Origin of the sequence: Skermania sp. ID1734, assembly GCF_007489285.1 — a bacterium.
In the GTDB taxonomy this organism is placed as follows: domain Bacteria; phylum Actinomycetota; class Actinomycetes; order Mycobacteriales; family Mycobacteriaceae; genus ID1734.
In genome coordinates, this window is sequence record NZ_VLIY01000039.1 from 1 (window position 1) to 6,044 (window position 6,044).

Genomic DNA, 6,044 nt, shown 5'->3' on the forward strand with positions numbered 1-6,044 from the left:
AAAGACGAACCAGTCCTTCAAATCGTGGGCATACGCCTTGACCGTATTCGGGGACCGCTCGATATCGGTCAGATACGCCAGGTACCGCTCGACCCACACGATCGGCGCCGCGTCCGCGCCGAGAACGGTCCACGACTCACGCCGCGAACCGGGCATCACCACCCGCTGAACATGCATCAGACCTCCTGAGAACCCGCGTGCTGGACAGCCGCAGATAACCACGTCCGCCAAGCGAATTAACGGAACCCAACGGTCCGTCATACACGTCCAAGACACCCCGTGATCGACTCCAGATAACGCACTCGACCAACCTCGGGTTGACCAGGATGGCCGAGGCCTGCGGCATCTCCTACGACATCTTGTCCTGGACCGACGAATGGTATGTGCGCGAGGAAACCCTGCGCGCGGCCAACCTGGTACTCATCGACTACCACCAGCGGCTCCCGCTTACCCCGGTGTTCGGCGCCGGGACCTTGTCGTCGAGCGATGGGCAGCGTTTCCCCACGCGCGGGAAATCCACGACGGCGCGGCCGATGAGTCGCTACTTCGCTCACGAGGGCCTGTCGACCTACACCCATGTCACCGACTCCCACGCCACCTACGGCACCAAGGTGATCGTGGCGACCAAGCGCGAAGCCCACTACGTGCTCGACGAGATCCTGGGCAACGCCACCGACCTGCCGATCACCGAACACGCCACCGACACCCACGGGGTCACCCTGGTGAATTTCGGGCTGTTCGACCTGCTCGGGATGCAGCTGTCCCCGCGCATCCGCGATTTGGGTCGGATCACCCTCTACCGGCCGGGCCCGCGCGCGGCCGCCGAGGACCGGTTCCCGCACGCGGGCCCGTTGATGACCCGCAAGGCGAACCTGGATCTGATCGCCGAGCACTGGGACGACCTGCTGCGGCTGGCCGGGTCGTTGAAGTTCGGGCACGCCACCGCCTCCCTGCTGGTCGGCAAACTGTCGGCCTCGGGCCGTCAGAACACCCTGGCTGCGGCGTTGAAGGAGTACGGGGCGCTGCGGCGCACGATCTACGCCGCGAAATACCTCTCCGATCCCGACTACCGGCGCAAGATCTCCCGCCAGCTCAACAAGGGCGAATCCCTGCACGCACTGCGCCGAGACCTGCTGTATGCCCACGAGGGCATGATCCGGGCCCGCCAGTTGCAAGACCAGACCGAGCAAGCCTGGTGCCTGACTCTGGCCACCAACGCGGTGATCGCTTGGACCACCGAGTATTACGGGCTCGCCGTCGAGCAGATGCGCCGGGCCGGGCAACGCATCGACGACGAGGTCTTGGCCCACATTTCCCCGGCGCACAGCGCCAACATCAACTTCTTCGGCGCGATCGAGGTCGACATCGACGCCGAACTCGCCCAGTTGGGCCCGACCGGGTATCGGCCGCTACGGGTGCGCGACACCCTGTTCTGAACCAGCTGGCCTCATCGCCTGTCCCCGGAGGAAGCGAGGCGCGTGGCGGGCGCTCAGCCGCTGCGGGCCTGCGCCGCACACCTCGAACTGCCGCGAACCTTCGTCCGGGCCCGCGCCCGCAAGAAGGCCCGGACGCGCCCGGGTCAGGGCGCACCAGAGAGGCGCGCCCTGACCTATTGGGTGCGGTCAGGCTAGGTTTTGGTCGAAGAATTCGGTCAGTCGGTCGAACGGGATGATCTCGGTGCGGTCGTAGAGGTCGACATGCCCCGCACCGGGCACGATCACGAGCTGTTTGGGTTCGGCCGCGCGGGCGAAGGCGTCTTCGCTGAAGTACCGGGAGTGGGCGTTCTCCCCGGCGACGAACAGCAGGGGGCGCGGTGAGATCGCCTCGATCTGCGTCATGGGGAAGAACGCGTTCATCGCCGGTTGACTGGTGAGGGTGAACTCGGTGGTCGCGCGCGGGTGATGCCCGCGGGGAGTGCGGTAGTAGTCGAAGAATTCTCGATCCACCGCGCCGGCTTGCGGTGTCAGTTCCTCGAGGGTGCCCGCGACCATCTGCGGCCCGGCGCCGTCGGCCTCGGCCCACCGCTGCTGTGCGGCTGCGGCGAGGTTGGCTTTGCGCTGGTCCTCGGACACGGTGTCGTTGAGGCCTTGGCGCATGGCGCGGCCCATGTCGTACATGCTCACCGTGGCCAAGGCGCGGATGCGTGGGTCGGCGGCGGCCGCGGCGAGGGAGAAGCCGCCGCTGCCGCAGATACCGATGACCCCGATGCGGTCGCGGTCGACCTGCTGGTGGGTGCCGAGGAAGTCCACGGCGGCGCTGAAATCTTCGGTGAAGGCTTCCGGGGAGGCGATGTTGCGCGGCGTGCCGCCGCTCTCCCCACCGTAGGAGGCGTCGAAAGCCAAGGTCACGAAACCTCGTTCGGCCATCTGCTGGGCATACAACCCCGAGGTCTGTTCCTTCACGCCGCCGTAGGGGTGGCCGACGATGAGGGCGGGGTGGCGTACCGAGGTGTCGATGTTCTTCGGCATGTACAGGTCACCGGCGAGGGTGATACCGAGCCGGTTGCCGAAGTTCACCTTCTCCACGGAGACCGCGTCACTGGCGGGGAAGGTGTTGTCCCACTCGGCCGACGCGGCGGCGTTCCCGGGACCGGTCTCACCGGTGGACGTGGCGCATCCGGCCAGGCCCAGGGTGGCGACGGCGACCAGGACGGCGCCCAGTGCTGTGGTGGGTTTGGTGAGAAGTCTGTCGAGGGAGGGCATGGTTCGTCCTTCGGGTCGAGCCGGGGGTCAGTGGACGGTGAATCCGCCGTCGACGGGCAGGGCGGTGCCGATGACGAAGCTGGCGCCGGGACTGCACAGCCACAGCACCGCTGCGGCGACTTCCTCGGCGGCACCGAGTCGCCCGATGGGCTGTTCCTTGATGATCTCGGCCATCGCCTCGGCCTGGTTTTCGACCATGTCGGCGACCATCGGGGTGTCGATGACACCGGGGCACACAGCGTTGATGCGGATGCCGCGCGAGGCGTATTCGACCGCCGCGCTGCGGGTCAGGCCGATGACACCGTGCTTGGAGGCGTGATACGCCGCGCGCTCGGGCAGCCCGACGAGCCCGCCGAGTGAGGAGCAGTTGACGATGGCGCCGCTGCCCTGCTCACGCATCTGCCGCAGTTCGTGCTTCATCGCCGCCCACACCCCGCGCAGGTTGACGGCGTTGACACCGTCGAAGTTCGCGGCGGTCTCCTCGGCCGCGTCGGTCGGCGGCACCTGGATGCCCGCGTTGTTGAACGCCATGTCCAAGCGCCCGTACTCGGTGACCGCGCGCTGTACTGCTGCTGCGACCTGCTCTTCGTCGGTGACATCACAGACGACACCGATCGCCCGCCCGCCGCTGGCGGTGATCTGTTCGGCGGCGGCGTGGACGGCGTCGGGGTCGCGGTCGGCCAGCACCACCGCGGCACCGGAGGCGGCGAAGCCGCGGGCGGCGGCCAAGCCCATGCCGGAGGCGGCGCCGGTGACGAAGGCAACCTGCCCGGAGAAGTCGTAGGTGGGGTTCATGAAGGGGGTCTCCTGTCGAAGTCGAAAATGAGGTTTCCGCAACCCGCCCGAGGTGCTCGAGGCCCCGGCGGTCGGAGGTACTAGTGAGTGGCGGTCAGGGCTTGAGCAGGGTTTTGATGGCGCGGCGCTGGTCCATCGCCGCGAATCCCTCTGCTGCCTCGTCGAGGGGCAGGGTGAGGTCGAAGACCTTGCCGGGGTCGATCTTGCGGTCCCAGATGAGCCCGATCAGCTCGGGCAGGAACCGGCGCACCGGGGCGGGCCCGCCGTGCAGGTGCACCTCGGCGAAAACCAGCTCCTCACCGGGAAGCTGGACACCATGGGCCACGCCGACGTAGCCGACGTGCCCGCCGGGGCGGGTGGAGCGGATGGCCTGCATCATCGATTCCTGGGTGCCGACGGCCTCGATCACGCTGTGCGCGCCGTATCCGCCGGTGAGTTCTTTGATCCTGGCCACGCCCTCGTCGCCGCGTTCAGCGACGATGTCGGTCGCACCGAACTCCCGGGCCAGCTGCTGGCGCGAGGCGTGCCGCGACATCGCGATGATCCGCTCCGCACCCAGCTGCTTGGCCGCCAGCACCGCCAGCAGACCGACCGCACCGTCACCGACCACGGCCACGGTCTTGCCCGGCCCGACCTGCGCGGCGACGGCGCCGAACCAGCCTGTGCCCAGCACATCGGACGCGGTCAGCAGCGAGGGGATGACGTCCTCGTCGGGCATCGCCGGGGTGACGACGAGGGTGCCGTCGGCCAGCGGCACCCTCAGATACTCCGCCTGGGCCCCACCGGCTCCGACGAACTCGGCGTGCACGCACCGGGACTGGTAACCGGCCACGCAGATCTCGCAGGTGTTGTCCGAGGCGAAGAACGACCCGACGACGAAATCACCGACAGCGACCGTTTTCACCTGGTCGCCGATCTCGGTGACCACACCGACGTACTCATGCCCCATCGGCGTCGGTCGCGCCACCTCGTTGATGCCGCGGTAATCCCACAGATCCGAACCGCACACACAGGCGGCCGATACGCGGATGATCGCATCGGTCGGGGCGATGATCGCGGGGTTCTCGCGTTGTTCCACCCGGACGTCGCCGGGACCATAGATCACAGCTCCACGCATGGGCAGATGTTCCTTTCACCGAGGGATTGCTGATGCATAACCACCGTCGCGCGTCACGCGCACGCCTGCCAGGCACTGTCAGGGACCCCCACACCGGCGACCGTCGTCCTAGCCTGGAAACCATGGAGTTCGAGCAGGAGATCAAAGGCTTTCTCATGAGCCGCCGGGAAAGGATCACACCCGGCCAGGCCGGGCTGCCCCACGTGGGTGGTGACCGGCGTGTCAAAGGGTTGCGGCGCGAGGAAGTCGCCATGCTCGCCGGTCTGAGCGTCGAGTACTACACCCGCATCGAACGCGGCCGCCTCGGCGGCGCCTCCGACAGCGTCCTGGACGCGATCGCTCGGGCGTTGCAGCTCGACGACGACGAGCGCGCCCACCTGCACCAGCTGGCCCGCAACGTCGCTCCCGGCGCACGCCGGCGCCGCACCGAACCCCGCTCACCGATCACCGCGTCGGTGCAGCAGGTCCTCGACTCCATGAGCGTGCCCGCGGTCGTGATGAACGACCGCCTCGATCTCCTCGCCGCCAACGACCTGGGCCGCGCCCTGTATGCCGACCTGTTCGACATGGCCCAGCAGCCCGCGAACTTCGCCCGCTACGTGTTCCTGGACCCCCGCGCGGCGGCGTTCTACACCGACCTCGACGAGGCGAAGAACCAGCTGGTCGCCATCCTGCGCGCGACCGCCGGCCGCGACCCCCTCGACACGGAGGTGACCGCACTCATCGGCGAGTTGTCCACCCGCAGTGTTGATTTCAGCACCCGCTGGGCCAAACACAACGTGGCCCGCCACACCACAGGACACAAGACCATCCACCACCCCGCCGTTGGGACGATGGATCTCGCCTACAACGACTTCACCCTGCCCGGCGACCCACACATCGCTATCACCACCTACACCGCCGACCCCGGCACTCCCAGCGCTGACGCGCTCACTCTCCTGGCGACCTGGGCAGAAACGCAGAAGCAGCACCAGACTGTCAACGACGACGTCCCCCGCATCCGCCCCCGTCACCATTAGCTGTTCGATCCGCTTGGCCAGTCCCGGTCGGCGCGTTCGCGAGTTACTCCGGATAACGGGCCATTATCCCGGGTATCATCGGAACCGGCCTGCGGCGATCCCGTCCCGGGACCGCCTCTGAGGAACAACGGAACGAAAAGTCACGGTAGACCGAGTTCGTAGGTTCACGATGCGAGTGACCTGTGCGCCTAGGCCGTGTGAGCACGTCATGGATGGATTGGGCAGATGAGCTCTGGGGACACGGCCCAGCCATTGTCAGTGAGCCAGCACGCGACCGTATCCGGTATGCCGCCGCCTGGGTCGGCGTAGACGCCGGCAACCAACGGGCCGTTGCCGCAGCGTCCGCACATCACGGTCAAGACCTGCTCGTGAGGCTGGCAGCGCGCGCAGTGCTGCTCTTCGTGAAGAAGT

At 67.5% G+C, this 6,044-nt stretch carries 5 protein-coding genes and 2 pseudogenes; 3 read left to right on the forward strand and 4 right to left on the reverse strand.

Features of this window, described 5'->3' with window-relative positions; genetic code table 11:
• Window positions 1-177, reverse strand: a pseudogene (locus FOS14_RS25380) (integrase); the annotation flags it as partial.
• Window positions 178-293: 116 nt separating this feature from the next.
• Between FOS14_RS25380 and FOS14_RS24360 the strand changes: the two are divergent.
• Window positions 294-1,436 (forward strand): annotated as a pseudogene (locus FOS14_RS24360) (transposase); the annotation flags it as partial.
• Window positions 1,437-1,622: 186 nt separating this feature from the next.
• On the opposite strand, the gene FOS14_RS24365 reads toward FOS14_RS24360, so the two are convergent.
• From FOS14_RS24365 to FOS14_RS24375, 3 genes are all read right to left on the reverse strand, one after another.
• On the reverse strand, window positions 1,623-2,702 hold the full coding sequence (locus FOS14_RS24365) for an alpha/beta hydrolase (protein ID WP_143773417.1): 1,080 nt from the start codon (window positions 2,700-2,702) through the stop codon (window positions 1,623-1,625).
• Window positions 2,703-2,729: 27 nt separating this feature from the next.
• Window positions 2,730-3,497 (reverse strand): glucose 1-dehydrogenase, encoded by a 768-nt coding sequence (locus FOS14_RS24370; protein ID WP_143773418.1) that lies wholly within the window; start codon window positions 3,495-3,497, stop codon window positions 2,730-2,732.
• Window positions 3,498-3,591: 94 nt separating this feature from the next.
• Window positions 3,592-4,614, reverse strand: a complete 1,023-nt coding sequence (locus FOS14_RS24375; RefSeq protein WP_143773419.1) for a zinc-dependent alcohol dehydrogenase family protein — start codon at window positions 4,612-4,614, stop codon at window positions 3,592-3,594.
• A 122-nt stretch (window positions 4,615-4,736) separates the two neighbouring features.
• Here FOS14_RS24375 and FOS14_RS24380 point away from each other — a divergent pair, with 122 nt between their 5' ends.
• On the forward strand, window positions 4,737-5,633 hold the full coding sequence (locus tag FOS14_RS24380; protein ID WP_143773420.1) for a helix-turn-helix transcriptional regulator: 897 nt from the start codon (window positions 4,737-4,739) through the stop codon (window positions 5,631-5,633).
• Window positions 5,634-5,830: 197 nt separating this feature from the next.
• The coding region (locus FOS14_RS25055; protein ID WP_221936767.1) for a hypothetical protein at window positions 5,831-6,044 on the forward strand (214 nt) is incomplete at its 3' end.